Below are 25,274 nucleotides of genomic sequence, written 5' to 3'. Positions count from 1 at the left end.
CGGCACTGAGTGAAACCAGGGCGTAATCTTCGGATTTAATCTCTGGGCACTGAAATACACACCATGTGTTTCAGTAGCGTGTCCCCTTCGTCTAGTGGCCTAGGACACCGCCCTTTCACGGCGGTAACAGGGGTTCGAGTCCCCTAGGGGACGCCATTTGCGGGAATAGCTCAGTTGGTAGAGCACGACCTTGCCAAGGTCGGGGTCGCGAGTTCGAGTCTCGTTTCCCGCTCCATATTTAACGAAAACGCCGATCAGCAATGATCGGCGTTTTTGTTTGTGGGTTTTTTGTGAGCTGGAGTGCAATGCCCCGGCCCACGTTGCGTTTGTACCGCTAGAAATTATCCATCGCGTGGCACATCGACAGCCTTCCCGACGGCGTCGGTTCAATCGGACTCCATCGTTCGGCACCTTTCGGCAGCTCAGCAAGCTCGAATGAGCAACTCCCGGACATTGATGCTCGCACCATGTAGTCCATGCCGGGCTTGGGGATAAAGGTCATGGTGTTGAAACATTGCCGGCCATATTGCGGCAACCCAAGGTAATGAAAGGCAATGGGCGTGTTCGCCGGAATCACCTGTTCGGACGACACCGCACCGTCCCAGGTGTAAATCGGCCCCGGCATCCCCAGGCTTGCGCCATTGCGGTCGGCGAAGCCGGATTTGGCGGACACCATCACGCCTGCTCCGGGAACATTCCAGTCCAGGCAATCGCGCCCGGGCACTGCGCGCACCATGCCGTCGCTGATAATGCGCAAGCGCGCCGTCTCGGCAGACGGTGGCGCTGTATAGGCGGTGTTGAGGGAGCGGACGTTATATACCTGGCCACAGCCGCTGAGAAGAACCAGGAACAGGGCGGGAATTACACGTAAGGTTCTCATGGCTGGCGGCAGTTCTGGCTGACCGACAGATGCGGCGCGGGCTCAAGCTTGACCATCTGCAAGCCATTAGCACCCTGGAAGATAAAATATTTGTTGCGACAATCCTTAAACGTCTCCGAGTAACCTTCAGCCCGGAATGCTTCCCCGTCGATCTCCCTGGTCACCGTATTGTTGCGGCTGACCACGGCGAGCACCTGCTCATAGCTCTCGCCCATCTTCACCCCGGGCTCACCGGTGGTGGTCATCGAATTGGCGCAGCCGCCAAGCCCGATGGCCGCCCAAACCAGCGCGGCACCGTACAGTCCATTGCGTGTGTTGTTCATCCCTGCTCTCCCTCCATGAGTTATGCAGGGTTGGTCAGCGCAAAGGCGAAAAAGTGCAACCTGGATATCTGGCAATGTGATATTGCCCGCAAAGCCATGCCATTTGCGGGCAACAGCTTAAGGTTTGCCCGGATGCGGCTGCGGGTACTCACTCGTCACTTCCAGTGCCTTGGCATACGGCCCGTCCCACAGCTGCTCGTGTAAATCTCCCACACGCTTGGCCATCGCCTCACTGCGCATCACCACTTCCAGGTTGCGCGAGTTATCGAAATAACCGCCCAGCCAGTTACTGGTCCCTACCCACGCCACTTGCCCGTCGATTTCCATGGTCTTGCTGTGGATCACCCGCGCATAAGGAATAAATCCTTGCCTGGCCTCGGGCAGCGTGACGATCTTGACCTCGACATTCGGCAGCACCGCCAGGCTTTTCAGGTACGGCAATTCCAGTGCTTCGGTGTTCCAGTTGGATACCATCAACTTGATCGAGACCCCGCGCGCTGCCGCTGCACGCACGGCGTTGTCGATCATCGCGTAGTAAGGCCGGGTTCTGTCAGGTCCATAGGACAGCGGCGCGTAGTCCAGCAGTTGTACGCGCACTTCCTTTTTCGCCTCGCCCAGCAGATGTGGCAGTTCCAGCTGCGAATCACCCACACCCGGCGGGTTGTAGCGCTGGGGGCTGGCTACCAGGTAGTTGCCGGTGCGTGCCGGTGTGGCGCCTGTGGCGGGCAGGGCAACAGGCTGGTTGTCGGCCAACGCAGCCTGGGCCTGCCAGTCCTGTTCAAAAATGGCCTGGGTCTGGGCGACGACGTTTGCATCACTGATCAACAGCCCGGTTTCGTGGATATGCTCCAGCGAACGCCAGTCGAAGTTCTGGCTGCCGATAAACGCCTGCTTGCCATCCACTACCATGTACTTGGCGTGGATGATCCCCCCACTCAGCTTGCCATAGGGCAGGATGCGGAAGGTCAGGTTGGGAATGGCTTTCAGGCGCTCCAGGGTCGAGGCTTCCGACAGCCGTACGCCTTTTTCTTCCAGCAGGAAGCGAATTTTCACCCCGCGTTTGCCGGCGGCTTCCAGGTGTTCAATCACCTTGTCCATCACCGAGCTAGGATGGTCGGCCGCGTAGAACTGGCCGATGTCGATGCGGCTTTTCGCGCCGTCGAACAGCTGGATCCACACGGGGCCGGGCTGGCGCAGATCGGCGGTGCCAAGTTGGGTGTCCACTGGCACGGTGTGTACCAACTCAAATCCCGGAATTGAAAAGTCCGCCTGGGCAAGCGGACTGAGGAGCAGGCCTGCAAGGCCGGCGATACGTAATTTCAGCGATATGGACATAGGCGTCTCATCGGGCAAAAAAAGGGCGGGCGCATGATGCGCCCGCCCCGGGAAGGTCACGCAGTGCGGGTGTGCAGCGGGGTCGGTACCAGGTGCGGCACTTCACCCTGCACGCGGGCACCGGTTGCAGCGCGGATCAGCAGGATTTTCAGCTGGTCGTTGATACGCTCCAGGCTGTCCTGGAAGAAGTTGTGGAACACCACGCAGAACAGCGCGATGGCGATACCCAAACCCGTGGCGAACAGGGCCGTACCGATACCACCGGAAATCTGGCCCGGGTCGGACACACCGGCACTGGCCAGCGCCTTGAAGGTATCGATGATGCCGAGGATGGTCCCCAGCAGGCCGAGCAGCGGCGCGGCGGTGGTGATGGTTTCGATGATCCACAGGCTGCGCGACAGCGGCGCGCGGGTCTTGAGGTACTGGGTTTCGATCTCGTCATCCAGGTCCTTGCGCGAACCATGGGACGCCTTCTGCGCCAGGATCGGCAGCACCATGCTCAGTGGCAGGCTGTCACGGCGAGTCAGGTTTTCCGGCAGGTCGCGTTCGCTGTGCACATTGGCGCCCAGCACTTCGGTCAATGCACGGGCCTGGCGGCGCACGTAGGCGAAGTAAATGCCACGTTCGATGGTGATGAAGATTGCAATCGCCAGTGCGGCGTACATCACATAAAAGGTGATTTGGTGAAGCAGGTTCATGTCCATGATGCTGAGCCTCGCAGTTAGAAATTGGCTTCCAGGGAAACGGTGACGGTGCGGTCAAGCCCAACGATGTAGGCCGGGTCGCCATCGCGGAAACCGCTGTAGCTCGCCGAGTTGGTCTTGGTGGTGTACACGCCGTCCAGGTACTTCTTGTCGAACAGGTTGTCGACGTTCAGGCGCAGGGTTGCGTCCTTGACGACTTTCTTGTCCACCGGCAGGTAGATACCGGCGCCGAGGTTGAAGATGGTGCGGGCGGAGATGGCTTCGTCGTTGGTCAGGTCGCCATAGAGCTTGCTGGTGAACTTGCCGCCGAAGGTGCCGTAGAAGCGCCCGTCGTCATAGCCGATGTTGGCCGCCAGCATGTTGGTCGGCACGTTGGCGAACTGCTTGCCGCTGGTGGGCAGCACGATCGGCTTGCCGGCGCTGTAGACGGTCAGGTCGTCCTGCTGCTTGGAGCTGGTGTAGGTGTAGGAGGTGTAGTAGTTGAAGTTGTGCGGCAGCTTGCCGCTCCACTCCAGTTCCAGGCCTTTGTTGATGACGGTGCCGGCGTTGATGTCGGCGGAATCACCGTTGCTGTCCAGGGAGGTGAGCTGGCGATTCTTGAACTGCATGTAGAACAGGGTCGCGGCGAGGGTGCTGTCTTCGCCGGTGTAGCGCCAGCCCAGTTCCTGGTTCCAGCTGAGTTCCGGCTTGGAGTCGAGGGAGCCGACGCCTTTGTCGTACAGCACGTAGTTCTGTGGAATACGCATGTTGCGCGACAGGCTGTAGAACAACTGGTCACGCTCGTCGAGCTGGTATTTCAGGCCGGCGTTGGGCAGCAGTTTGTTGTAGGTCTGGCTGGCCTTGCCGGGTTGCTCGGTGAGGCTGCCGTGGTTGGTGCCGTCACGCTCGACGTTCATGTAGGCAATGCCCGCGATCAACGTCCAGTCCGAGTTGATGTACCAGGTGTCCTGGGTCCAGACCTTTTGCGCCGGCGTCACGGTGTAGCGGTCGCGACCCTGTACGGTGTTGCCGTTGGCGTCGACCACGGAGTTGCCGTCGGGCCAGGTATCGCTTGGCTTGCCGTTGTTCTTGAGGGCAATGAACGGTTGGGTCTGGCTTTGGCGGGCGCGTTCATACCAGTAGCCGAATTGCAGGCTGTGGTCGCCCAGGTCCCAGTTCAGCTTGGTGGTGATGCCCGGGCGCCAGGTCTGGGTGCGCGAAGGGCGGTAGTAGACGCCGGTGGTCGCGGAACCGTCGGCGTTGTATTGAGCCTGTGTCGGCAGGTTGCCGAGGTCGAAAACGCCGCCCTTGTTCGAGCCACTGTTCAGCGCATAGGCCGAGGAGCCCACGCCGCTGCCGTTGCCGTAGTAGTAATACGGGATCACCGAGAGGGACAGGTTGTCGCTCAGCTTGTACTGGGTGTTGAGCACGGCGGTAAAGGTCTGGAACGGGTTCTGCGCCAGGTCGTAGTAGCTGCTGACCTTGCCGTTGGCGCCCACCGCCGGTGTCGCCGGGTACGGGTCGTACTTGCGGCCGTACTGCTGGAACTGTGCCTTGGTCAACTGGCTGTAACTGTTGTTGTCCTGCTCGTGGTACTTGAGGATCAGGTTGGCAGTGTTGCCGTTGCCGGCGTCGAAGAAGCTGTTCCACTCCACCTTGTCCGCACGTACGGCACCCGAGCCGCGCCACATCTGGCCTTCGGTGTGGGAGGCCGACAGCCAGTTGCTCAGGCCGTTGACTTCACCGGTATTGAGGCGGGCGAAGGTCTTGCGGGTGGCGTTGCTGCCGACCACTTGCTTGACGAAGGCACCGGTTTCCTTGGTGGGGCGAATGGTCACGATGCCGATGTTGCCGCCGCTGGAACCGATGTGCGGGCCGTCGGCTTCCGACGAGCCCTGGGTGACGAAAATCTGGTCGATGTTTTCCGGGTCGCCCAACAGGTTGGAGTACAACGCGTAGTTGCCGGAGTCGTTGATCGGCATGCCGTCCACCGACATACCGACCTGGTCGGAGTTCATGCCGCGCATGGTGAAGCGGAAACCCGAGAGGCCGGTGTTGTCTTCACTGGAGATGTTCAGGCCCGGGGTGTACTTGAGCTTGTCGATGGCGTTGCCGGTGGCCGTCTGTTTGTCCAACGCTTCCTTGGTGATGGTCGAGCGGCCCTTGGCGCTCTCTTCCTGGACCATGTAACCGCCCCCAGCGGTTGCCTTGCCCTGTACCCCAATAGTCCCGACGTCACTGTCGCTGGTATCTGCCATGACCACTCCATGGGTCATGCTCGTCGCGGCAACGAGTGCCAGATGAATCCGGGTGAACTTCATCACTGTCGTCCTGGTGGTGTGTGCTTATTGCACGCTGTAGTTGAAGGTGGCGGTGAAGCGCTGCTCGTTACGTCCACCGAAGGCTTGTTCGGGGAACGGTTTCACCTGCTTGATACGGCGCAGGCTGTTGGTGGCGGCCCGGTTGAGCAGCATGCTCGGCGCCGGGGTCTGGATCCCGGAGTCGAGGACGCGGCCTTGGCGGTCCACCATTAACCAGACCACCACCTCGCCACTCGGGCGTTCAAGGGACGCCTGGCGCCCGGTGGGGTATTGCTTGTAGGTGTCCAACTCGTTGCGCAAGCCCTTGAGGTAGCCGCCTTCCAGTGCCTGGCCGTCGACTTTCGGCGGCGCCGGTGGCGCGGCGGGTGCTGGCGTGGGAGCGGGAGCGGCTTGCACCGGCTTGGCGGCCACCGGAGCTGGCGCAGGCACAGGCGTTGGCTTGGCGACCACGGGCTTGGGCACCGGTTTTGGCTTGGGCTCAGGTTTTGGCAGTGGTTTGGGGATCGGCTTGAGTGGCGGAGGCGGAGGGGCAGGTTCGGCCTCCTCGTCTTCGATCACCGGCGGCGGTGGCGGCGGTTCTTCCACCACGGGCTCGGGGACCACTTCCGGCTCGGGCTCGACCAGCGCGAGTTCAACCGCCGACTCGTCGTACTGCGGCTGGATCTTCAGGGGTTGGGACTGGATACCCAGTGCAATCAGCACCAGGGCGATCAGGGCCGGGACACTGCCCAGCAGCCGACGCGCACGAAACAAGGCATACATGATCAGGACTTTTTCGTGGCGATGGAGACAGAGGTAAAGCCACCCAGGCGCAGGGTGTCCATCACCTCGACCAGGCGCGACACTTCCACGCCTTTGTCGCTGTTGACGATGATCGTCGACTTGGTGTCTGGCTTCTCGCCGGCCTTGAGTGCAGGCACCAGCGCGTCGACGGTCAGGTCCTTGCCATCGAGCTGCAGCTGACCTTCCAGGCCCAGGGTCAGGATGAATTTATTTTGCGGCTTGAGCTGCTGTGAACTGCTGGCGCTCGGCAGCTGAGTCTTCATGCCCAGGGCCGGAATCACGTTCAAACTCACCAGTACAAAAAACACCAACAGGAACATCATCACGTCGATCATCGGGATCAGTTCGATGTGTGCCTTGCGTTTTTTGGGTTCATCCCAAGTTCTCATTCCGCTACCCCGCAGTTGATTAGGGGCGACACGCTAGCAACCAAAAATGACCGAATGGTTAACTTTAATTTAAGCTTTTAAGGCTCTAGGACGCGTCTTACAGACGACTCGTAGGTCTATTTATCTACGTAATGAAACTGACACGACGCGGGTACATTCTTGGAGAATTTATTTCGCGAGTCCCCCTGCATGAGCATTGCACTGCCGCATTTATCCACCCCGCGACTGCTGTTGAAGCCTCTGCAAAAGGAGCAGGCCGAGACGTTGTCGGTGCTGGCCAACGATCCCGATATTGCGAACAACACGGCTGCGATTCCATCGCCATACACCTTGGAAACCGCACACGCCTTTATTGATGGCCAGGCAGAGAATTACCGCTCGGGGCATTCACTGGGGCTGGGGATTCATCTGCGGGAAACTGGCGAATTGATCGGCGTGATCAGTCTCAGATTATCTGCTGCTCATCGAAGTGGGCATCTCGGGTATTGGGTGGCCGCCCATTCTCGAAGCCAGGGTTATGCCGCCGAAGCAGCGGCGCAGATCATGGCGTTTGGGTTCAGCGAATTGGCGCTGCAGCGTGTGGGCAGCCAGTGCTTTGCTCGTAACAAAGGGTCCGCTCGGGTCATGGAAAAAATTGGCTTGGGTTACGAAGGGTGCATGAAGGGCGCCTTCCTCAAGAATGGGGTGCACGAGGACATGTTGTTGTATGGCCTGGTGCGTGCCGATTGGAAGGAGCGCAGTTGATGAGTGTGAATCACGATCGCCGTCGCGTACTGGGCGGGCTTGCAGTTGCCACGGCGTTTTCGATCCTCAGCCCGTTTGCCCGTAGTGCAGGCATCGACTATCCCTTCACCCTCGGTGTGGCGTCAGGCGATCCATTGCCCGATGGTTTCGTGATCTGGACGCGCCTCGCGCCGCTGTTCAATGCCGCCGACGGTCGGGGTGGCCTGAGCCGAGCGGTGCCGGTGCGCTGGAAGGTGGCCCGCGATGCAGCGATGACGCGCGTTGTGCGCCAGGGCGAGGTGATGGCCATCGAGCGTTTCGCCCATTCGGTGCATGTGGAAGTCGCCGGGCTGGAGGCGGGTCGACCTTACTGGTACCAGTTCGAAGGCCTCGGTGCGCAAAGCCCGGTGGGCCAGTCGCGCACTGCGCCGGCGGTGCATGCCATGGCATCGGCGCAGCTGGGTTTTGTCTCCTGCTCCCATTGGGAGCGAGGCTACTTCAGCGCCTATCGGCATTTGGCCGCCGAGCAGCCTGACCTGGTGTTTTTCCTCGGGGATTACATCTATGACAGTTCCTACGCGGCTGATTCCGGCAAGATCATTCGCCCCCACGGCAGCGGCAATGCGTTGAATCTGGTGGATTACCGCAACCGCTACGCCCTGTACAAGACCGATCCGGATTTGCAGGCACTGCATGCTGCGGCGCCCAGTGTGGTCACCTGGGACGATCACGAAGTGCAAAACGACTATGCCAGCCAGTGGTCCCAGGACCCGAACATCCCGGTGACGAGTTTTCTCAAGCAGCGGGCGGCGGCCTACCAGGCCTTCTACGAGCACATGCCGCTGCGGGCCAGCAGCCTGCCGCGAGGGCCGGACATGCGCCTCTATCGGCGTTTGGACTACGGCCGGCTGGCGCGTTTCCATGTGCTGGATGGGCGTCAGTACCGCTCCGAGCAGCCATGCATCCTGGCCAATGGCAGCCACAAGGGACATGTGGCCGCGAACACCTGTGCTGACCTGCGCGATCCCCGTCGCACCATGCTCGGCTGGGAGCAGGAGGCTTGGCTGGATCAGGGTTTTGCCGAGTCCCGGGCACAATGGAACGTGATCGCGCAGGACCTGTTGGTCGCGCCGCTCACGCAACGTGACCTGACCAACCACAAGCCCGGCCGCTGGACCGATGGCTGGGATGGTTACATGGCCAACCGTGAGCGGATGCTTGCGTCGATGGTGCGCAGAAAGGTGAATAACCCGGTGTTCTGGGGCGGCGATATTCACTCGTTCTGGACGACGGACCTGCACGCTGACGCAGGGAATCCGGATTCGCCCGTGGTCGCGACCGAGTTTGTCGGCACGTCGGTGACGTCTGACGGGCCACCATTTGATGCGTTCAGTGCGATCCTGCCCCTCAATCCCCATGTGAAGTTTTTCGACAGCCGCCAGCGCGGCTATGTGTCGGTGGCGCTTGAGGAGAGGAATATGCTGACGAACTTCCGGGTGATTTCCGATCCCCGGGATCCGAACGCCAGCGTCTCGACCCTCAAGTCGTTTGTGGTGGAACCGGGCAGGGCGGGGGCGATTGCGGTTTAGTCAGTTCAGGGTATAGCGCACCGACAATGCACCCTTTTTCTCGGAGAGGGCCAGGATCGTCACCTGACCCACGTCCCCCAATGCCTGCACATGCGTGCCGCCGCAGGCATAGGCCGGCAGGTCGCCAAAACCCACTTGCCGCGTACCGTCATCCAGGGCCATATGGCGCGGCAGGTTGGCGGCGATCCATTGGTCGACTTGCCGCTGGATCGCCTCGGCGTCCATGGCCTGGGCCGAGGTGCCGCGAATAAAGGTGATCTTGCCTTCGCCCGGCCAGTGATGAGCCTTGATCGGCATCCAGCCCAGGGTTTCACCGGCATTGCCGATCAGATGCCCGGCCGAGTGCAGGCGCGTGTGCAAGGTGCGGCGGTCTTCATCGACGCGTGCCTGGATCACGCCGGGAGCCACGGGGCGGTCTACGTAATGCACGACATGATCGCCTTCCTGCACCACCTTCAACACCTGGCTTGCCCCGAGCCAGCCGGTGTCGCAGGGCTGGCCGCCACCTTGTGGATGGAAGATTGTGGACTGCAGGATTACCGCAAACTGGTTATCAAAAGGTGTGCATCCCAGCACTTCAAGTTCGGCATTCAGGTGGTCATGGGTAAAAAACAGGCGCTGGGTCATCATTTATATCCGCATCAGGGTTTCTAACCGGCAGTATAAGAAGTGCGCCAATGGGTGATAATCCGTTCAAATCTCAATGGACTTGTGCGTCATGAGCATCAATCTTCCCTTACCGCTGCTGGGCGAAATGGCGATTTTCGTCAAGGTGGTGGAAACCGGCAGCTTCTCCGAGGCTGCGCGCCAACTGGGAGCATCGCCGTCCTCCGTGAGCCGCAGCATCTCACGCCTGGAAAAGGCCCTGGCAACTCGCCTGCTGCAACGCACTACGCGCAAGTTGCGCCTCAGCGAAGGTGGCGAAGAGGTGTTCAAGCGCTGCCAGGAAATGGTCAGTGCTGCGCGGTCGGTGATGGAAATCAGCGGCCAATACACCCATGAAGCCGAAGGGCTGGTGCGGGTCAGCGTGCCCAAGGCGGTAGGGCGTTTTGTGGTGCATCCGCATATGCCGGAGTTTTTGCGGCGTTATCCCAAGGTTGACGTGCAGTTGATCCTGGAGGACCGGCATGTGGACCTGATTGACGACAATGTCGACCTGAGCATCCGCATCACCGACAGCCCGCCGCCGGGGTTGGTGGGGCGCCAGTTGCTGCCGATCGAGCATTTGATCTGCGCCACGCCGCGGTACCTGGCGGAGCACGGTACGCCGCAGCATCCCCATGATTTGCTGGAGCACAGTTGCATCTACCTGGGTGAGACGCCGGGGGATGCGCGCTGGAAGTTTCGCCAGGGCAGCAAGGCGGTGACGGTGGGCGTGCGCGGGCGGTATGCGGCCAATCACACAGGCGTGCGGCTGGATGCGGTATTGCAACATGTGGGGATTGGCAGCTTGCCGTATTTCACGGCGCGGCATGCGCTGGAAGCGGGGGAGGTGGTGCAGGTGCTGCCGGGGTGGGATTTCATTGCGTCGTACCACGGGGATGCGTGGCTACTGCATTCGCCGACGCGGTACCTGCCGCCGAAGTTGCGGGTGTTTATTGATTATCTGGTGGAGTGCATGGCCAAAGAGCCGACGCTGAAGAAACGGTAGGAATACAGTTTAAATGTGGGAGCGGGCTTGCTCGCGAATGCGGTGGTTCAGTCACCTAAAATATTGACTGAACCACCGCATTCGCGAGCAAGTCGAACCGTCGCACCGCCGCTCCCACATTTGATCTGCGTGAGCCCTGAAATCAGTGCTTGGGCTGGTCATTGGACATGGCCAACAACTGCTTTTCCTGGTTCCAGTCGAACGGTTCGTCGTTCTGTTCAGCTTCGAAGCGACGTTCTTCCAGGGCCTGGTACAGGTCCAGCTCGTCGTCGGGCATGAAGTGCAGGCAGTCGCCACCGAAGAACCACAGCAGGTCGCGCGGTACCAGGTGAGCAATTTGCGGGTAGCGCAGGATGACCTGGCTCATCATGTCCTGGCCCAGGTACTGGCTTTCGATCGGGTCGATGGGCAGCAAGGCGCGCAGTTCATCGAAGCGCTCCAGGAACAGGAGGTGGCTTTCCTCGGGAACCTGTTCGGCTTCGCCGACGGCAACCAGGATGCTGCGCAGGTGGTCGAGCAAGACGAGATGATCGGCAACGACGTTGGACACGAGATAAGTCCTCAAGAGCAAAACGGGCGCGAGAGTATATAGCTCGGTGCCTTGCCTCACAAATACGATTCCTTTTGACGAGTGGCTGTTGTTGTCAGGCAAGGCGCCGCGACGAGTCATAGCTTGCTATGGCGAGGAGCGGCAACGCAGCATGACGACAACAGACGCCGTCAAAAGGGATCAGTATTTGTGAGGCAGGGCACTCTACCCGTTTTTATATGACCGCTGGGATCAGCGGACTTTTCCCTCAGCCTGGCTCAGTTCTTCCTTGCTGAAATCATCCACGTCGATCACCTTGCGCCGCGCCGCTTCAGCGTCACGCAGGGTCTGCGCCTCGGCCGGTTGCAGCACGCCGGCATGCAGCCCGGCATCGATGGCGTGTTCGCCCGCGGTCGGTTTGACCTGGCCGCTCTTGAGGCCTTCGTGGAGTTTTTTCTGCAACGGATGGCTGTCGGCCAACAGGTCGTAGGCGTGTTGCAGGGCGCCCACCGGATCTTCTGCGGACTGTGGGCGATAGCAGCCCGCCAGTACCGCTTCCAGGGTCGGGTCACCCTTGGCGCGACCAAGCACTGCGGCCACCTCGGCATCCAGCGCATCGGACGGGCCTTTATGACGGCGGCCGAACGGGAACACGATCACCCGCAACAGACAACCCAACACCTTGCTCGGGAAGTTGGTCAGCAGTTCATCCAGTGCACGCTCGGAGTGGCCAAGGCTCTCTTCCATGGCCCAGGCGAACAGCGGTTCCAGGTGGTCTGGCGAATCCAGGTCGTGATAACGCTTGAGTGCAGCCGATGCCAGGTACATGTGACTCAGCACATCACCAAGACGTGCCGACAGGCGTTCGCGTCGTTTCAACTCGCCGCCCAGCAGCATCATGCTCAGGTCCGCCAGCATCGCAAACGCCGCGGCCTGACGGTTGAGTGCGCGGAAATAGCCCTGGCTCAGGCTGTTGCCCGGAGCCTTTTCGAAGTGACCGAAACCGAGGTTCAACACCAGGGTGCTGGCGGCGTTGCTTACGGCAAAGCCGATGTGCTGCAGCAGCAGGCCGTCGAATTCCTTCAGCGCCTGGTCATGGTCTTCGCGACCGGCCAGGGCCATTTCCTTGAGCACGAACGGATGGCAACGAATCGCACCCTGGCCGAAGATCATCAGGTTGCGCGAGAGGATATTCGCGCCTTCCACGGTGATGAAGATCGGCGCGCCCTGCCAGCTGCGGCCCAGGTAGTTGTTGGGGCCCATGATGATGCCCTTGCCGCCGTGCACGTCCATCGCGTGGCTGATGCATTCGCGGCCGCGTTCGGTCAGGTGGTACTTGAGGATCGCCGACAGTACCGAGGGTTTTTCCCCCAGGTCGACCGCGTTGGCGGTGAGCATCCGCGCGCTGTCCATCAGCCACGCGTTGCCGCCGATGCGGGCCAGGGCTTCCTGGATGCCTTCAAAGGCCGCCAGCGGTACGTTGAACTGCTCACGCACCTGGGCGTACTGGCCGGTCACCAGGCTGGTGAACTTGGCCGCGCCCGTTCCGACGGCAGGCAGGGAAATCGAACGGCCTACCGACAGGCAGTTCATCAGCATCATCCAGCCCTTGCCGAGCATTTCCTGGCCACCGATCAGGAATTCCAGCGGAATGAAAACATCCTTGCCGGAGTTGGGGCCGTTCATGAACGCGGCGCCCAGTGGCAGGTGACGGCGGCCAATTTCAACACCCGGGGTGCTGGTGGGGATCAGCGCGAGGCTGATGCCCAAGTCTTCTTTGTCGCCCAGCAGATGATCCGGGTCATGGGCCTTGAAGGCCAGGCCGAGCAAGGTCGCTACCGGGCCGAGGGTAATGTAGCGTTTTTCCCAGTTCAGGCGCAGGCCGAGGGTTTCCTTGCCTTCCCATTCGCCTTTGCAGATCACCCCGGTGTCGGGCATGGAGCCGGCATCGGAACCGGCCAGTGGGCCGGTCAGGGCAAAGCACGGGATATCGTCGCCACGGGCCAGGCGTGGCAGGTAATGGTTGCGTTGTTCATCGGTGCCGTAGTGCAGCAGCAATTCGGCCGGGCCCAGGGAGTTGGGGACCATGACCGTGGAGGCGAGGTCGCCGCTGCGGGTCGCCAGCTTCATCGCGACCTGGGAGTGGGCATAGGCGGAGAAGCCTTTGCCGCCGAACTCCTTGGGGATGATCAGGGCAAAAAAGCCATGCTGCTTGATGTGTTCCCAGGCGGCGGGGGGCAGGTCCATGGCCTGGCCGATTTCCCAGTCGGTGACCATGGCGCACAGTTCTTCGGTAGGGCCGTCGATGAAGGCTTGTTCTTCTTCAGTCAGTTGCGCCTTGGGATAGGCCAGCAGCTTGTCCCAGTCGGGGCGGCCGCTGAACAGCTCGCCGTCCCACCACACGGTGCCGGCGTCGATGGCATCGCGCTCGGTCTCGGACATCGGCGGCAGGACTTTCTGGAACCAGTTGAACAGCGGCGCGGTGAAGTACTTGCGGCGCAGGTCCGGCAGCAGCAGCGGGGCGGCTACCACGGCGATCAGTACCCAGAAGATCAGCAGCAACCAGCCTGGTGCGTGGCTGAAGGCGCCCATCGCCAACAGGTAGACGGCGACCACGCCGATGGCGGGCAGGGGCGCGATGCGCCGGTGCGCCAGGTAGGCAATGCCCACCACCAGAACCAGTATCCACAACAACAGCATATTCAATCCTCCGTGAAACCAGGTGCGAAATCACCTCAGAGCTTAGTCGGCATCCGAACAAGCGGGGTGACGAGGGTGTTACGTGGTGTGCCGGCAATGATCAGCACCAGGCGCCGACATTTGGCCGAATCGTCGTTATCCCAGGTGCATGCCTGTGGTTAGACTCAGGGCTTGCTCTCTGAGATTAACCTCATGAATGCGTACTTGAATCCCGGCCGCTTCATCGATAGTGACCACCCTGCGGTGGTGGAGTTCGCCGAAAAACATCGCGGTTCGAGTGCCGCACTTCGTGACCAGGCAGTCAGTCTTTACTACGCTGTGCGCGAGGCGGTGCGCTATAACCCCTATACCTTCAGTCGCGACCCGCAAACCCTCAGCGCGAGCTTCGCACTGGCGGCCGGCGAGAGTTATTGCGTGCCCAAGGCAACATTGCTGGCGGCGTGCGCAAGGCACTGCGGGATCCCGGCGCGCATCGGCCTGGCCGACGTGCGTAACCACCTCTCGACGCCCCGTTTGATCGAGCTGCTCAGAAGTGACGTATTTGCCATGCATGGCTATACCGAGTTGTATCTGGACGGCCGTTGGGTCAAGGCCACGCCGGCGTTCAACCAGCAACTGTGCGAACTGTTCGATGTGCCGCCGCTGGATTTCGATGGCATTCATGACAGTGTTTTTCACGCCTTCAACCGCAAGGGCCAGCGCTCCATGGAGTACGTGGTGGACCATGGGCAATTTGCCGAGGTGCCCGAGGAATTTTTCTTCGCCCACATCCAGAAATGTTACCCGCACCTGTTTGGCGAGCAGATGCCGATCCTGCTGGGGGACATGCAGAGTGATTTAAGCCGGACGTGATCCGGCGTATGCTGCCCCGGCATTCATCCAACCATCTTTTTCAAAATCGGGGCGGTCATGCTGAAAATCTGGGGTCGTAAAAATTCGTCAAATGTCAGGAAAGCACTGTGGTGCGCCGAGGAGCTCGGCCTGGACTATGAGGCAATTGATGCGGGCGGGGCTTTTGGTGTGGTCGACACGCCGCAATACCGCGCGCGGAACCCCAATGGCCGGGTGCCGATGATTGAAGATGGCGATTTTGTGCTGTGGGAATCCAACACCATCGTGCGCTACCTGGCCGCCAAACATGCGCCGGATTCGAACTGGTACCCCAGCGAGCTGCAAGCCCGGGCCAACGCTGAAAAGTGGATGGACTGGACCACCTCGACCCTGGCCGAACCGTTCAAGACCGTGTTCTGGGGCGTGCTGCGAACCCCGGCTGAAAAACAGAACTGGGACACCATCAACGCCGGTCGCCAGGCCTGCATCGACGTTTTGCAGACGGTGGATCAGGCCTTGGCCACGCAACCTTACCTGTCCGGCAGCGAGATCGGCATGGGCGATATCCCCTTGGGCAGCTTCATTTATGCCTGGTTCGAAATGCCCATCGAACGCCCGTCGATGCCTAACCTGGAAGCCTGGTACCAGCGGCTGCGCCAGCGTCCGGCCTATCAGAAATCGGTCATGACCGCGTTGACCTGATACCGACTATTAATACGGGTTACTGTACTTGTGCGGCGCGGACAAGCACCATGCTTGTCACGCGCAGCCGTTGTATTCCGTGCGGTCTGCCCTCATGTAACAATTCTATTCCTCTTCTTTGGTGCGTAATCCGATATGAGTTCCGCTCTGTCCATCCGGCAGCTAACCAAAACCTACGGCAACGGTTTCCAGGCCCTGAGTGGTATCGATCTGGACGTCGCCGAAGGTGATTTCTTCGCCTTGCTCGGCCCCAATGGCGCCGGCAAATCCACCACCATCGGGATTCTCTCGACCCTGGTCAACAAGACCACCGGTACGGTGAACATCTTTGGCAACGACCTGGACAAATCCCCGGCGGCGCTCAAGCGCAGCATCGGCGTGGTGCCCCAGGAGTTCAACTTCAACCAGTTTGAAAAGACCTTCGACATCGTCGTGACCCAGGCCGGTTACTACGGCATCCCGCCGAAGATCGCCAAGGAACGCGCCGAGCAATACCTCACGCAACTGGGCTTGTGGGACAAGCGCGACGTGCCTTCGCGTTCCCTGTCCGGGGGCATGAAGCGCCGCTTGATGATCGCTCGCGCCCTGGTTCACGAACCGCGCCTGCTGATCCTCGACGAGCCGACGGCGGGCGTGGACATTGAGCTGCGTCGTTCGATGTGGACGTTTCTCACCGAGCTGAACCAGAAAGGCATCACCATCATCCTCACCACGCACTACCTGGAAGAGGCTGAGCAGCTGTGCCGCAACATCGGCATCATCGACCACGGCACCATTGTCGAAAACACCAGCATGCGTAATTTGCTGAGCCAGTTGCACGTCGAGACCTTCCTGCTCGACCTGAAAAACGACATGACGGTTGCGCCCCAGTTGATCGGCTACCCGAATCGCCTGGTGGACAGCCACACCCTGGAAGTCCAGGTGGACAAAGCCGTGGGCATCACCGCGCTGTTTGGCCAATTGGCTACCCAGAACATCGAGGTGCTGAGCCTGCGTAACAAAACCAATCGCCTTGAGGAGTTGTTTGTGTCCCTGGTGGAGAAAAATCTGGCGAAGGTGGCGGTATGAGTTCGGAACTGCAACCCAACCTTGTCGCGCTGCAGACCATCGTTTATCGCGAAGTGAAGCGCTTTACCCGGATCTGGCCGCAGACCTTGCTGCCGCCGGCGATCACCATGGTTTTGTACTTCGTGATCTTCGGTAACCTGATTGGTCGGCAGATTGGTGATATGGGTGGATTCACCTATATGGAGTACATCGTGCCAGGGTTGATCATGATGTCGGTGATTACCAACTCCTACGGCAACGTGGTGTCGAGCTTTTTTGGCAGCAAGTTCCAGCGGTCCATCGAGGAATTGATGGTGTCGCCGGTGTCGCCTCATACGATTTTGATCGGCTACACCCTGGGCGGTGTGCTGCGCGGGTTGATGGTTGGGGTGATTGTGACGTTGCTGTCGCTGTTCTTTACCCATTTGCAGGTGCATCACCTCGGGATCACCCTGTTGGTGGTGGTGCTGACGGCGACTATCTTTTCGTTGCTGGGGTTCATCAATGCGGTGTTTGCGCGCAACTTTGATGATATTTCGATTATTCCGACGTTTGTTCTGACGCCGCTGACGTATCTGGGTGGGGTGTTTTATTCGATCACCTTGCTGCCGCCGTTCTGGCAGACGGTGTCGTTGGCTAACCCGGTGTTGCATATGGTTAACGCGTTTCGCTATGGGATCCTGGGCGTTTCGGACATCAAGATCAGCGTGGCGATCACCTTTATGCTGGTGGCGACTGTGGTGCTGTATGTGGGGTGTGCGCGGTTGCTGGTGAGTGGGCGTGGGATGCGCACCTAAGCGTTGATATGTAATGAGAAACGGCCTCCAGATGAGGCCGTTTTTTTTGGCGATTGGTTTGAGTACATATCCGTTTTTTCGGTAACGGCCACCTATGGTTCCGCTCTTACAGCGGCTCACTTTGGAAAAGCCCCAAAGTAAGCAAAGGGCTCTGCCCCGCCTGTCGGCGCCTCGCTGTGGCTCGGCGTTCCCTCACTCCGGCATTGCTCCGCGGGCCGCCGCGACGGGCCATCCATGGCCCGGCGCGGCTAAACCGGCGTCCTGCCGGTTTACCCGCTCCGCAATACCTGCGTTCGGCCTCGGGCTTATTGGGGCAGTCAGATCAAGATCAAAAGCAAGAGCACAGCGGCCTCCCGGCCGGCTTGAGTGTTGAAAAGCAAAAGCAAAGACCAAAGCGAAAGCAGATCTGCTTTTCTGTGGGAGCGGGCTTGCTCGCGAAAAACCTGAGGGCGCCGCGTTCATTCAGAATGCCCGCGTCATCGTTAACGACCTTCGCGAGCAAGCCCGCTCCCACATTTTTGACCGTGCCCGCTTTAGATTTTGATTTTGCTCTTCAACACTCAAGCCGGCCGGGAGGCCGCTGTGCTCTTGATCTGCTTTTGATCTTGATCTTAGGCGCCCCGTTAAACCACGCTGGCCGAACGCAGGCTTTGGAGCGTGGGTAACCTGGCAGGACGCCAGGTTAGCCGTCCTGGGCCAGGGATGGCCCATGACGGCGGCCCACGGTCCAAAGCCGGAGTGAGGGCACACCGAGCCTAGGCGAGGTGCCGAGTGGTGGGGCAAGAGCGTTTTGCTTACTTTTGCGCTGTTCAAAAGTGAGCCGCTGTAAGAGCGGAACCCATATCAGCAACAACCCAAATAACGGATATACACCCAAACCCAAACCCAAACCCAAACCCACAAACCACCTTACGGCAGCAAAGCCAACTCAATCAGCTCATGCAGTTCTTCAACCTCAAGCGGCGCGGTAGAAAACAGATTACGAAAAACGGTTGGCGCAACGATCAAATTGATCAGCCGATCCACGCTGGGAAGTGTCCCGGCGTCGTCGGTGTACCGATCCAGGATCGTCTCCAACTGCCCGGTGAGAATCCCCACGCAATACCCCGGCGCCTGACTGCATTGCACATCACGCATCATCTCGCGGCCAAGGTCCGAGCTCATCTCATCACGGTATTGCTCACCCCAGGCCCGCAGGTCTCCGCGCAGGCTGCCGGTATCAGCCGGCTCACTGTCCGGGCGCAGACGGGCCATCGCAACATCGGCCAGCAGCGCCGCCAAGTCACCCCAGCGCCGGTAGATGGTCGAAGGCGTCACTCCGGCGCGCGTGGCTATCTGCGGCACGGTCACGCTGGAACGGTCCTGCTCTTCGAGCAATTCACGCACCGCCGAATGCACTGATTCCTGGACCCGGGCACTACGGCCCCCCGGGCGGAGCCCTTCTTTTATCGCCATGCGTAAAACCTTAACACAAAGAATTTGCTTTAAGCGCCATCCGGTAGCACACTCCGCAAAAGCAAAATATTAGCTTTAGCGGAGCGTGCCCATGTCCAGCGTTACTTCTCATCGTTCCAGCCTGGTGTTTCTGGCGATCACCTTGCTGACGTTTCTCGCCGCCTCCAGCGCGCCGACCCCGTTGTACCACCTCTATCAAGAGGGCCTGCACTTTTCGGCGGCGATGTTGACCCTGGTATTTGGCATTTACGCCTTGAGCCTGCTGGCTGCATTGCTGACCGTGGGTTCACTGTCGGACCACCTGGGGCGCAAGCCGGTAATTTTTGCCGCGCTGCTCCTCGATATGCTGGCGATGTTGCTGTTTATCAATGCCGACAGCGTCGGCTGGCTGATTGCCGCCCGCACGGTACAAGGCTTTGCCACCGGCATGGCCACCGCCGTACTGGGCGCCGCATTGCTCGACACCGACCGCCAGCAAGGCCCGCTGATCAACAGCGTAGCGCCTTTGCTGGGCATGGCCTGCGGGGCCATGGGCTGCAGCCTGCTGGTGGAGTTCGCGCCGATGCCGACCACGTTGATTTACTGGACCCTGCTCGGGTTGATGATCCTGCAGGCATTGTACGTCTGGCGCCTGCCGGAGACAGTCAGCCGGATTCCGGGGGCCCTGGCCTCGCTATGGCCCACCTTGCATGTACCGCCCCAGGCCCGACGCGCCTTGTGGATCTCGTTGCCGGTAGACGTAGCCGTATGGGCCATGGGCGGTTTTTATCTGTCTCTGGCGCCCTCGCTGGTGCGGGCGGCGACCGGGTCCACCTCGAACCTGATCGGCGGCGGACTGGTGGCGGTGTTGACGCTGAGCGGGGCGGTGATGATTTTCAGCCTGCGCAACCGCCCGGCGGACAAAGTCCTGCGGTTGGGCGCCGTGCTGCTGGCGGTGGGTGTTGCGCTGATCCTCACGGCCGTCCACAGCGCCAGCCTGCCGCTGTTCTTCATTGCCACGCTGATCGCCGGCGGTGGTTTTGGCTCGGGATTCCTCGGTGCGCTGCGCAGTGTTTTGCCGTTGGCCTTGCCCCATGAGCGGGCGGGCTTGATGTCGGCGTTCTATGTGCTGAGTTACCTGGCGTTCTGTGTGCCGTCGCTGTTGGCGGGCAACTTGACGCGCACCTTCGGTTTGATCGCCACCACCGACGGTTATGGCGTGGTGCTGATCGTATTGGCACTCGGCGCGTTGGTGGCGTTGCTAATGCAGGATTTGGCGAAGAGCAGGGCGACGGCGGGTAATTGATTCGGTAATAATTCGTCACCCTTACGCCTTGGGATTCACCCATGAAGATCATCCGCAGCAAAGAATTCACCGGCAGCCGCGCCTGGGAGGCGCTGGACATCGCCAATATGAACGGCATCACCACCCGTTTGCATTGGACCGACCAGCCGTATCGCTGGCACGTGAATGACGGCGAAGAGGTGTTCGTGGTGCTTGATGGCCAGGTGCAGATGCACTATCGCGAAAACGGCAGCGAACAGATGGCCTTGCTTGAGGTAGGCGACATCTTCTACGCCAGTGTCGGCACCGAGCATGTGGCCCATCCACAGGGCCCGGCACGGATTCTGGTGATTGAAACCGAAGGCAGCGTTTAATCACATATCTACGAAACAGATAACAGTTAGAGATATTACCCGTTATATAGATATTCGATTCGGTTCTACCATGGTCTCAACCTCATGCGAGGAAGAGGAATACACCATGACTTGCCCAAATACGCTTCACAGCAGCTTGAAACCCTTCAGTCACCTGACCCGTCCCCGGGAAGTGATTCGCCAGTTCACCCCCAACTGGTTTGCCGCCACCATGGGCACCGGAGTGCTGGCGTTGGCGCTGGCGCAATTGCCGGTCAGCGTATCGGGGTTGCATGCCGTCGCTGAAGGGCTGTGGCTGTTTACTATCGGCCTTTTTGTGCTGTTCAGCGTGCTGTACGCGGCGCGCTGGGTAATGTTTTTCCACGAGGCGCGGCGTATTTTCGGGCACTCCACGGTGTCGATGTTCTTCGGCACCATTCCCATGGGCCTGGCGACCATCATCAACGGCTTCCTGCTGTTTGGCGTGCCGCGCTGGGGGGATGGCGTGGTGCAACTGGCCGAGGTGCTGTGGTGGCTCGACGTCGCGATGGCCCTGGCCTGCGGGGTGCTGATCCCGTTCATGATGTTCACCCGCCAGGAACACAGCATCGACCAGATGACTGCCGTGTGGCTGTTGCCGGTGGTGGCCGCGGAAGTCGCCGCCGCCAGCGGTGGCCTGCTGGCGCCGCACCTGGCCGACGCCCATTCGCAACTGGTGATGCTGGTGACCAGCTACGTGCTGTGGGCGTTCTCCCTGCCGGTGGCGTTCAGCATCCTGACCATCCTGATGCTGCGCATGGCCCTGCATAAACTGCCACACGCCAATATGGCCGCGTCGAGCTGGCTGGCTCTAGGTCCCATCGGCACCGGTGCCCTGGGCATGCTGGTACTGGGCGGTGATGCACCTGCCATCTTTGCCGCCAACGGTCTGCCCGGCGTCGGTGAGATGGCCAACGGCATCGGCCTGGTCGCAGGCATCACCCTGTGGGGCTTCGGCTTGTGGTGGATGCTGATCGCGGTGCTGATCACCCTGCGTTACCTGCGGGCCGGTATCCCGTTCAACCTTGGCTGGTGGGGCTTCACCTTCCCGTTGGGCGTGTACTCGCTGGCCACGCTGAAACTGGCGAGCACCTTGCACCTGGGTTTTTTCAGCATCGTTGGTTGCGTGTTGGTGGCGGCGCTGGCGCTGATGTGGCTGATCGTCGCCAAGCGCACGGTGCAGGGCGCCTATAAAGGCGAGCTTTTTGTATCGCCGTGCATTGCAGGACTAGCGAATAAGTAAGCAGGATTAGGTAAAGTCGTGGCCTGGAAAAACCAATAACAGCCTTCAGGCCACGCAGGAACACGGACGATGAGCCACCCCTCGCAATTCACTTTACTGCGCAAACGGCGTTTCCTGCCGTTCTTCATTACCCAGTCCCTTGGTGCGTTCAACGACAATATATTCAAGCAGTCGTTGATCCTGGCGATTCTCTACAAGCTGACCATCGAGGGCGACCGCTCGATCTGGGTCAATCTCTGCGCGTTGCTGTTTATCCTGCCGTTCTTCCTGTTCTCGGCCCTGGCCGGGCAATTTGGCGAGAAGTTCAACAAGGACGCGCTGATCCGGGTGATCAAGATCGGCGAAATCGTGATCATGTCCGTGGGCGCGGTGGGTTTCATGTTCAACCACCTGGAGCTGATGCTGCTGGCGCTGTTTGCCATGGGCACGCACTCGGCGCTGTTCGGGCCGGTGAAATACTCGATCATGCCCCAGGCCCTGCACGAAGATGAGCTGGTGGGCGGCAATGGCCTGGTGGAAATGGGCACGTTCCTCGCGATCCTCGCGGGCACCATTGGCGCCGGGATCATGATGTCGTCCACCCATTACGCGCCGGTGGTCTCGACGGCCATCGTCGGCATTGCGGTGCTGGGCTACCTGGCCAGCCGCAGCATTCCGCGCGCGGCGGCGTCCAGCCCCGAGATGCGCCTGAACTGGAATATCTTCAGTCAGTCCTGGGCCACCTTGAAGCTCGGCCTGGGGCAGACACCGGCGGTGTCGCGCTCGATTGTCGGCAACTCGTGGTTCTGGTTTGTCGGCGCGATCTACCTGACGCAAATCCCGGCCTACGCCAAGGAATGGATGTACGGCGACGAGACTGTGGTCACGCTGATCCCCACGGTGTTCTCGGTGGGCATCGCACTGGGTTCGATGCTGTGCGAAAAGCTCTCCGGGCGCAAAGTCGAGATCGGCCTGGTGCCGTTCGGCTCGTTCGGTTTGACCGTGTTCGGCCTGCTGTTGTGGTGGCATTCCGGCGGCTTCCCGCAGAACGTCCAGGCCAACGACTGGATCGCCGTGCTGAGTTACGGCCAGGCGTGGTGGGTGTTGTTCGATATCCTCGGCCTTGGCGTATTCGGCGGCTTCTATATCGTGCCGCTGTACGCGTTGATTCAGTCGCGTACCGCCGAGAACGAGCGGGCGCGGGTGATCGCGGCCAACAACATTCTCAATGCGCTGTTCATGGTGGTCTCGGCGATCGTCTCGATCCTGCTGCTGAGCGTGGCCAAGCTGTCGATTCCCGAGCTGTTCCTGGTGGTGTCGCTGCTGAACATCGCGGTCAACACCTACATCTTCAAGATCGTGCCCGAGTTCACCATGCGTTTCATGATCTGGCTGCTCAGCCATTCCATGTACCGCGTCGAGCACAAGAACCTCGAGCTGATCCCAGACGAGGGCGCGGCGTTGCTGGTGTGCAATCACGTGTCGTTTGTCGATGCGCTGTTGATTGCCGGTTCGGTGCGTCGGCCGATTCGTTTTGTCATGTACTACAAGATCTACAACCTGCCGGTTTTGAACTTTATCTTCCGCACTGCCGGGGCGATTCCGATTGCCGGGCGGCATGAGGACATCCAGATCTACGAAAAGGCCTTCCAGCGGATTGCCCACTACCTTAAGGACGGCGAGCTGGTGTGCATCTTCCCGGAAGGTAAATTGACCTCCGATGGCGAGATGAACGAGTTCCGAAGCGGCGTGACGCGGATTCTTGGAGAGACGCCGGTGCCGGTGATTCCGATGGCGTTGCAGGGGTTGTGGGGGAGTTTCTTCAGTCGTGACCCGAACAAGGGCTTCTTTCACCGGATCTGGTCGCGGGTGACCCTGGTGGCCGGCGCGCCGGTGACGGTAGAGGCGGCGACGCCAGAGGCGTTGCATGGTCTGGTTGGCACGTTGAGGGGTGATCTCAAGTAGTCAAGTTCTGGTGCTCAGGACCTTCTGCGCTGAAGGGCCTGGGCAGGGACTGACTTTGATGTGGGACAACGCTTGCAGTTTGTAGTTTTGGGTAATAAATCACTCATCCTGCGGAACCATTTCTTTCTAATTGCCACGCAGTCATCGTAGTTGTCTAACGCTAAGGATGATTTTCGATGAACATGCAAGTGAGTACTAACCCTCCCGCTTTACAACCGCCTTTACATACTCTTTCTACAGCACCCTCCGATAAGTTACAGGATAAACAGGGCGAGCCTTCTGCGCCGATAAAGATCATCCCGAATATGCCATTCAATGAAGGTGGGGTCCAGATAGATTTAAGTGTTAGGGGCGGCGGGCGTGGTTTTTTCTCCCCGCCAAAAGACCAGGCGTTAACGATTAAGACGAGTGACAGCGCGGACAAAATTCATATTAAAAATTCGGCTGATGGAGGATTGACCGCCGAGATTAATGGCAAGACCTACGACATTCCTTTCGATACCAAGAGTAATGGTCAGCAGCATCTTGAGATCCAAAGCAACGGCGGAGACGACAATGTCACTATTGACGACGACGTAAAAGTGCCCGTCAGCGTCAAGCTGGGAGCCGGCAACGATCGATTCAACGCTGGAGGCGGCAGGACCAATGTCTACGGCGGTGTTGGTAATGACACCATTCAATTGGGCAGCGGTGTCGGGTATGCCGAGGGCAACGATGGGGATGACACGATCACCGGAGGCTCGGCATATAGCGTCATGTATGGGGGTAACGGCAACGACAAGTTGCGGGGAGCAGGTGGTGGCACTTACATGGACGGTGGCAGCGGCAATGATTCGCTGCGTGGAGGCGGTGGGAAGAACGTCATGAATGGCGGAAAGGGAAATGATGTTGTAGATGGTGGTGCTGGTCAGAATACAATTTATACCGGCAAGGGGCAGGATACGGTTAATTCAGTATCTGATAAGGATATTGTTTACGGCAAGAAAGACGACACTATAAAACGCACGGGGAACTCTAAGTTCGTTGAGGTGACGCCGTCTGACGTTGGTAAAAAAGCGTTTGAGGTTAAAGGGGATGGTGAGTTCAAGCAGCGCGTTGAAGATGATTTAGAGTTTTTTCGGGGTTCTCCAGTAGGGCAAAAAATGCTTGGGGCGTTAGACAAGACTCCCGCGCCGATAAAAATAGAGAAGGTGCCAGAGTCGGAGGGTATCTTTTATAAGTACGGACGTAAGGACTTACAACCACTCAATGAGCACCCACCTCAAGATTCGCAACACGGATTCATCACTAATAACACGGCAGGTATGCCGGCTGATGATGCAACAGTCTCCTACAACCCTTCGTTCATTATGGACAAGTACGAGCGTCCAGGCGTCTCAACCCTGTTCCATGAGTTCGCCCATGCGTACGACGGTGTCGACGGTAAGTTCTTGCCCGGAGAAACTGAAGTACCGCCAGAAACTAGCGATCCCCGCAGGCCAACTCGTGAGCCAAATTTGGAGCGGCAAGCCGTTGGGTTACCAACGGACGGTGAACCTTATGATTTTGATAATGACCCCTCAACGCCCCCTACCAGTACAAACCCGGAGCCGTATAACGAAAATGCACTTTACAAGGAATGGGGGAAAGAACCGCGTGAACGCTACTATGACGTCTGATGCATCACAGAGTAGTAAATAGCGTGCCGTACTCG

Annotated in this window: 23 protein-coding genes and 2 tRNA genes; 14 read left to right on the top strand and 11 right to left on the bottom strand. The window is 59.6% G+C overall.

Annotation, left to right across the window (positions count from 1 at the left end; all coding sequences use genetic code 11):
* Window positions 1–80 precede the first annotated feature (80 nt).
* Window positions 81–156 (top strand) — tRNA-Glu (locus C0058_RS22955).
* A 3-nt stretch (window positions 157–159) separates the two neighbouring features.
* Window positions 160–235 (top strand) — tRNA-Gly (locus C0058_RS22950).
* A 99-nt stretch (window positions 236–334) separates the two neighbouring features.
* Here C0058_RS22950 and C0058_RS22945 read toward each other — a convergent pair.
* The 7 genes from C0058_RS22945 to C0058_RS22915 all read right to left on the bottom strand — a co-directional run bounded on the left by C0058_RS22945 (window position 335) and on the right by C0058_RS22915 (window position 6,714).
* On the bottom strand, window positions 335–880 hold the full coding sequence (locus C0058_RS22945; protein WP_008431270.1) for a hypothetical protein: 546 nt from the start codon (window positions 878–880) through the stop codon (window positions 335–337).
* Complete coding sequence (locus C0058_RS22940; RefSeq protein ID WP_102369638.1) at window positions 877–1,203, bottom strand: hypothetical protein; 327 nt, start codon at window positions 1,201–1,203, stop codon at window positions 877–879. Before C0058_RS22940 ends, C0058_RS22945 begins: the two co-directional genes overlap by 4 nt.
* Window positions 1,204–1,320: 117 nt before the next feature.
* On the bottom strand, window positions 1,321–2,538 hold the full coding sequence (locus tag C0058_RS22935) for a phospholipase D-like domain-containing protein (protein ID WP_102369637.1): 1,218 nt from the start codon (window positions 2,536–2,538) through the stop codon (window positions 1,321–1,323).
* A 56-nt stretch (window positions 2,539–2,594) separates the two neighbouring features.
* On the bottom strand, window positions 2,595–3,242 hold the full coding sequence (locus C0058_RS22930; protein ID WP_003217203.1) for a MotA/TolQ/ExbB proton channel family protein: 648 nt from the start codon (window positions 3,240–3,242) through the stop codon (window positions 2,595–2,597).
* Between the two features lie 17 nt (window positions 3,243–3,259).
* Entirely contained in the window at window positions 3,260–5,542 is a 2,283-nt protein-coding gene (locus C0058_RS22925; protein WP_008431274.1) for a TonB-dependent receptor, read from the bottom strand.
* A 24-nt stretch (window positions 5,543–5,566) separates the two neighbouring features.
* A complete protein-coding gene (locus tag C0058_RS22920) occupies window positions 5,567–6,304 on the bottom strand; it encodes an energy transducer TonB (protein WP_102369636.1) in 738 nt (245 codons plus the stop codon).
* Between the two features lie 2 nt (window positions 6,305–6,306).
* Window positions 6,307–6,714 (bottom strand): biopolymer transporter ExbD, encoded by a 408-nt coding sequence (locus C0058_RS22915; protein ID WP_003217209.1) that lies wholly within the window; start codon window positions 6,712–6,714, stop codon window positions 6,307–6,309.
* 189 nt (window positions 6,715–6,903) lie between these two features.
* Between C0058_RS22915 and C0058_RS22910 the strand changes: the two genes are divergently transcribed.
* Window positions 6,904–7,458 (top strand): GNAT family N-acetyltransferase, encoded by a 555-nt coding sequence (locus C0058_RS22910; protein WP_003217211.1) that lies wholly within the window; start codon window positions 6,904–6,906, stop codon window positions 7,456–7,458.
* Entirely contained in the window at window positions 7,458–9,026 is a 1,569-nt protein-coding gene (locus C0058_RS22905; protein WP_102369635.1) for an alkaline phosphatase, read from the top strand. The genes C0058_RS22910 and C0058_RS22905 overlap by 1 nt, the downstream gene beginning before the upstream one ends.
* On the opposite strand, the gene C0058_RS22900 is transcribed toward C0058_RS22905, so the two are convergent.
* Window positions 9,027–9,653, bottom strand: a complete 627-nt coding sequence (locus tag C0058_RS22900) for a hypothetical protein (RefSeq protein ID WP_003217215.1) — start codon at window positions 9,651–9,653, stop codon at window positions 9,027–9,029.
* 91 nt (window positions 9,654–9,744) lie between these two features.
* On the opposite strand from C0058_RS22900, the gene C0058_RS22895 reads away from it, so the two are divergent.
* Window positions 9,745–10,677, top strand: a complete 933-nt coding sequence (locus C0058_RS22895; RefSeq protein ID WP_003217218.1) for a LysR family transcriptional regulator — start codon at window positions 9,745–9,747, stop codon at window positions 10,675–10,677.
* 142 nt (window positions 10,678–10,819) lie between these two features.
* Here C0058_RS22895 and C0058_RS22890 read toward each other — a convergent pair whose 3' ends face one another.
* Window positions 10,820–11,227 carry a PA2817 family protein gene (locus C0058_RS22890; RefSeq protein WP_003217220.1) on the bottom strand — a complete coding sequence of 136 codons (408 nt, stop codon included), beginning with the start codon at window positions 11,225–11,227 and terminating at the stop codon, window positions 10,820–10,822.
* 231 nt (window positions 11,228–11,458) lie between these two features.
* Window positions 11,459–13,906 carry an acyl-CoA dehydrogenase gene (locus tag C0058_RS22885; RefSeq protein WP_102369634.1) on the bottom strand — a complete coding sequence of 816 codons (2,448 nt, stop codon included), beginning with the start codon at window positions 13,904–13,906 and terminating at the stop codon, window positions 11,459–11,461.
* Between the two features lie 192 nt (window positions 13,907–14,098).
* On the opposite strand from C0058_RS22885, the gene C0058_RS22880 reads away from it, so the two are divergent.
* The 4 genes from C0058_RS22880 (at window position 14,099) to C0058_RS22865 (ending at window position 17,283) form a co-directional block, all read left to right on the top strand.
* Window positions 14,099–14,758: a transglutaminase family protein gene (locus C0058_RS22880; protein WP_102369633.1), complete on the top strand. Its 660-nt coding sequence runs from the start codon at window positions 14,099–14,101 to the stop codon at window positions 14,756–14,758.
* 57 nt (window positions 14,759–14,815) lie between these two features.
* Complete coding sequence (locus C0058_RS22875; RefSeq protein WP_102369632.1) at window positions 14,816–15,439, top strand: glutathione S-transferase family protein; 624 nt, start codon at window positions 14,816–14,818, stop codon at window positions 15,437–15,439.
* 135 nt (window positions 15,440–15,574) lie between these two features.
* Window positions 15,575–16,507 carry an ABC transporter ATP-binding protein gene (locus C0058_RS22870; RefSeq protein ID WP_003217227.1) on the top strand — a complete coding sequence of 311 codons (933 nt, stop codon included), beginning with the start codon at window positions 15,575–15,577 and terminating at the stop codon, window positions 16,505–16,507.
* Window positions 16,504–17,283 carry an ABC transporter permease gene (locus C0058_RS22865; protein WP_003217229.1) on the top strand — a complete coding sequence of 260 codons (780 nt, stop codon included), beginning with the start codon at window positions 16,504–16,506 and terminating at the stop codon, window positions 17,281–17,283. Before C0058_RS22870 ends, C0058_RS22865 begins: the two co-directional genes overlap by 4 nt.
* Before the next feature lie 909 nt (window positions 17,284–18,192).
* Here C0058_RS22865 and C0058_RS22850 read toward each other — a convergent pair.
* Window positions 18,193–18,738, bottom strand: a complete 546-nt coding sequence (locus tag C0058_RS22850) for a TetR/AcrR family transcriptional regulator (protein ID WP_087695266.1) — start codon at window positions 18,736–18,738, stop codon at window positions 18,193–18,195.
* A gap of 91 nt (window positions 18,739–18,829) precedes the next feature.
* Between C0058_RS22850 and C0058_RS22845 the strand changes: the two genes are divergently transcribed.
* The 5 genes from C0058_RS22845 (at window position 18,830) to C0058_RS22825 (ending at window position 25,239) form a co-directional block, all read left to right on the top strand.
* Window positions 18,830–20,023: an MFS transporter gene (locus C0058_RS22845; RefSeq protein ID WP_003212382.1), complete on the top strand. Its 1,194-nt coding sequence runs from the start codon at window positions 18,830–18,832 to the stop codon at window positions 20,021–20,023.
* A 41-nt stretch (window positions 20,024–20,064) separates the two neighbouring features.
* Window positions 20,065–20,376: a cupin domain-containing protein gene (locus C0058_RS22840; RefSeq protein ID WP_102369631.1), complete on the top strand. Its 312-nt coding sequence runs from the start codon at window positions 20,065–20,067 to the stop codon at window positions 20,374–20,376.
* A gap of 106 nt (window positions 20,377–20,482) precedes the next feature.
* Window positions 20,483–21,637, top strand: coding sequence for a TDT family transporter (locus tag C0058_RS22835; RefSeq protein ID WP_003212376.1), 1,155 nt, complete (start codon window positions 20,483–20,485; stop codon window positions 21,635–21,637).
* Between the two features lie 69 nt (window positions 21,638–21,706).
* Window positions 21,707–23,581 carry an MFS transporter gene (locus C0058_RS22830; RefSeq protein WP_102369630.1) on the top strand — a complete coding sequence of 625 codons (1,875 nt, stop codon included), beginning with the start codon at window positions 21,707–21,709 and terminating at the stop codon, window positions 23,579–23,581.
* A gap of 176 nt (window positions 23,582–23,757) precedes the next feature.
* Window positions 23,758–25,239 (top strand): M91 family zinc metallopeptidase, encoded by a 1,482-nt coding sequence (locus tag C0058_RS22825; RefSeq protein WP_102369629.1) that lies wholly within the window; start codon window positions 23,758–23,760, stop codon window positions 25,237–25,239.
* Window positions 25,240–25,274 lie beyond the last annotated feature (35 nt).

The organism is Pseudomonas sp. NC02 (assembly GCF_002874965.1).
Taxonomy (GTDB): Bacteria; Pseudomonadota; Gammaproteobacteria; order Pseudomonadales; family Pseudomonadaceae; genus Aquipseudomonas.
The sequence above is the reverse complement of the archived record's forward strand: the minus strand, read 5'-3'. Positions and strand labels throughout refer to the sequence as shown.

What these genes read in the sequence shown, in the direction of transcription:
- C0058_RS22885 (WP_102369634.1), bottom strand. Translation starts at nt 13,906, where the DNA reads ATGCTGTTGTTGTGGATACTGGTTCTGGTGGTGGGCATTGCCTACCTG.
- C0058_RS22910 (WP_003217211.1), top strand. Translation starts at nt 6,904, where the DNA reads ATGAGCATTGCACTGCCGCATTTATCCACCCCGCGACTGCTGTTGAAG.
- C0058_RS22925 (WP_008431274.1), bottom strand. Translation starts at nt 5,542, where the DNA reads ATGAAGTTCACCCGGATTCATCTGGCACTCGTTGCCGCGACGAGCATG.
- C0058_RS22840 (WP_102369631.1), top strand. Translation starts at nt 20,065, where the DNA reads ATGAAGATCATCCGCAGCAAAGAATTCACCGGCAGCCGCGCCTGGGAG.
- C0058_RS22935 (WP_102369637.1), bottom strand. Translation starts at nt 2,538, where the DNA reads ATGTCCATATCGCTGAAATTACGTATCGCCGGCCTTGCAGGCCTGCTC.
- C0058_RS22870 (WP_003217227.1), top strand. Translation starts at nt 15,575, where the DNA reads ATGAGTTCCGCTCTGTCCATCCGGCAGCTAACCAAAACCTACGGCAAC.
- C0058_RS22915 (WP_003217209.1), bottom strand. Translation starts at nt 6,714, where the DNA reads ATGAGAACTTGGGATGAACCCAAAAAACGCAAGGCACACATCGAACTG.
- C0058_RS22850 (WP_087695266.1), bottom strand. Translation starts at nt 18,738, where the DNA reads ATGGCGATAAAAGAAGGGCTCCGCCCGGGGGGCCGTAGTGCCCGGGTC.
- C0058_RS22930 (WP_003217203.1), bottom strand. Translation starts at nt 3,242, where the DNA reads ATGGACATGAACCTGCTTCACCAAATCACCTTTTATGTGATGTACGCC.
- C0058_RS22880 (WP_102369633.1), top strand. Translation starts at nt 14,099, where the DNA reads ATGAATGCGTACTTGAATCCCGGCCGCTTCATCGATAGTGACCACCCT.
- C0058_RS22900 (WP_003217215.1), bottom strand. Translation starts at nt 9,653, where the DNA reads ATGACCCAGCGCCTGTTTTTTACCCATGACCACCTGAATGCCGAACTT.
- C0058_RS22920 (WP_102369636.1), bottom strand. Translation starts at nt 6,304, where the DNA reads ATGTATGCCTTGTTTCGTGCGCGTCGGCTGCTGGGCAGTGTCCCGGCC.
- C0058_RS22940 (WP_102369638.1), bottom strand. Translation starts at nt 1,203, where the DNA reads ATGAACAACACACGCAATGGACTGTACGGTGCCGCGCTGGTTTGGGCG.
- C0058_RS22830 (WP_102369630.1), top strand. Translation starts at nt 21,707, where the DNA reads ATGAGCCACCCCTCGCAATTCACTTTACTGCGCAAACGGCGTTTCCTG.
- C0058_RS22895 (WP_003217218.1), top strand. Translation starts at nt 9,745, where the DNA reads ATGAGCATCAATCTTCCCTTACCGCTGCTGGGCGAAATGGCGATTTTC.
- C0058_RS22835 (WP_003212376.1), top strand. Translation starts at nt 20,483, where the DNA reads ATGACTTGCCCAAATACGCTTCACAGCAGCTTGAAACCCTTCAGTCAC.
- C0058_RS22845 (WP_003212382.1), top strand. Translation starts at nt 18,830, where the DNA reads ATGTCCAGCGTTACTTCTCATCGTTCCAGCCTGGTGTTTCTGGCGATC.
- C0058_RS22905 (WP_102369635.1), top strand. Translation starts at nt 7,458, where the DNA reads ATGAGTGTGAATCACGATCGCCGTCGCGTACTGGGCGGGCTTGCAGTT.
- C0058_RS22865 (WP_003217229.1), top strand. Translation starts at nt 16,504, where the DNA reads ATGAGTTCGGAACTGCAACCCAACCTTGTCGCGCTGCAGACCATCGTT.
- C0058_RS22875 (WP_102369632.1), top strand. Translation starts at nt 14,816, where the DNA reads ATGCTGAAAATCTGGGGTCGTAAAAATTCGTCAAATGTCAGGAAAGCA.
- C0058_RS22825 (WP_102369629.1), top strand. Translation starts at nt 23,758, where the DNA reads ATGAACATGCAAGTGAGTACTAACCCTCCCGCTTTACAACCGCCTTTA.
- C0058_RS22945 (WP_008431270.1), bottom strand. Translation starts at nt 880, where the DNA reads ATGAGAACCTTACGTGTAATTCCCGCCCTGTTCCTGGTTCTTCTCAGC.